Here is a 1,395-nt window from a genome sequence, read left to right on the forward strand (position 1 = left end):
TGGACTGCACCCCTTCCGTGAGACAGTAATCAGTAACAGTTCTCCCTGCTGTGGATAGCGTTTGATGTCGTTTGGCGTAGTTGCATGAGATCGGTTTCGTATTCGTCCGGCGAGAGATAGTCGAGGGCAGAGTGCAGGCGCTGCCTGTTGTAGACCACCTCGATGAACTCGCCGATCCCTGTCCTTGCATCGTCGATGTCGCGATAGGCTTGGCCATCTACCTCCTCTTCCTTCAGGGTCCTCATGAACCTCTCGGCCTTGGCATTGTCATAAGGATTGCCGATGCGGCTCATGCTCGGCTGGATGTCGTGGCTTGCAAGTCGTGCTGCGTAGTCAGCGCAGGCGTATTGGACACCGCGATCACTATGGTGAATGACACTTCCCGGTGCCGGCCGGCGTGCCGCAATCGCCTTGTCCAGCGCCTCGATGGCGAGTTCCGCCTTCAGGTGGGTCGCAATCGCCCAGCCGATGACCTTGCGGCTGAAGGCGTCAAGCACGATCGCCAGGAATGCGAACTCCTCGGCGAGATGGACATAGGTGATGTCGGCCACCCAGAGCTGGTCGATGTCGGTCAGCTGAAGGCCTCGGGCCCGGTTGGGCACGATTGACCAGTCATGCCTGGCGTCGGTCGTCATCGGCACGAATGGGGCTTTGCGCAGACACAGCAGATTGTCCTCCCGCATCAGCCGCAAGACGCGCTTGTGATTGGCCCGCCAGCCTTCCCGGCTCAAAAGCACGCCAATTCTGCGATAGCCGTAATGCGGGTTGGCGAGCGCCAGGCGCTGGATGGCGTCGCGCAGGCTCACTCCCTCCGTGCGCGGCGCCGTCGCCTGCCAATGGCGGTAGTAGCCCGCGCGGCTGACCCCGGCCAGCCGGCACATTCGTTCCACACTGATCTGGCCTTGCAGCCCGGACGCCATCATCGCTTCGATGACCGTGTAGATACCGTCCCGCCAGGCGCCCCGCTCTGCGGTGCTTTCCCGACGTGCTGCAAGGCTTGTTGAAAAAAATCGAGATCGGCCGCTTGCTGTCCGACAAGCCGCTCCAGTTCCGCAATCCGCGCCAAGGCCCTCGAAAGCTCGTCGCCCGACAAAGACCGCAGCGCGTCGCCTCCCTTTCGCTCTTCGCCTGTTGCCGCGCCACCCCTCGGACGCCCGACTGCTCGCAGCGCCGCCGCTCCGCCCATGCGGAACTGCTTTTGCCACTGATACAGGCCTTTGCGCGAAATCCCCAACTCGCGTGACAACTTGCTGACATTGGCCCCAGCAGCCATTCGCCGGACTGCCGCCAGCTTGAAGTCGCGGTTGAACCGCCGCCTAGGATCGTCCCTTCTCATCAGTCCTCCTAACGGAGAACTGTTACCCGTTTTCTGTCTCAAAATCGGGGTGCACTACA

2 protein-coding genes are annotated in these 1,395 nt (G+C 61.7%); both read right to left on the reverse strand.

Annotation, left to right across the window (positions count from 1 at the left end; all coding sequences use genetic code 11):
* Window positions 1–29: 29 nt before the first annotated feature.
* Window positions 30–920 carry an IS3 family transposase gene (locus tag EN853_RS33010; RefSeq protein WP_168247761.1) on the reverse strand — a complete coding sequence of 297 codons (891 nt, stop codon included), beginning with the start codon at window positions 918–920 and terminating at the stop codon, window positions 30–32.
* Window positions 920–1,336: a transposase gene (locus EN853_RS33015; RefSeq protein WP_127861202.1), complete on the reverse strand. Its 417-nt coding sequence runs from the start codon at window positions 1,334–1,336 to the stop codon at window positions 920–922. Before EN853_RS33015 ends, EN853_RS33010 begins: the two co-directional genes overlap by 1 nt.
* Between the last annotated feature and the right edge of the window lie 59 nt (window positions 1,337–1,395).

The sequence above is a fragment of the Mesorhizobium sp. M1C.F.Ca.ET.210.01.1.1 genome, from assembly GCF_004791585.1.
Classification (GTDB): domain Bacteria; phylum Pseudomonadota; class Alphaproteobacteria; order Rhizobiales; family Rhizobiaceae; genus Mesorhizobium.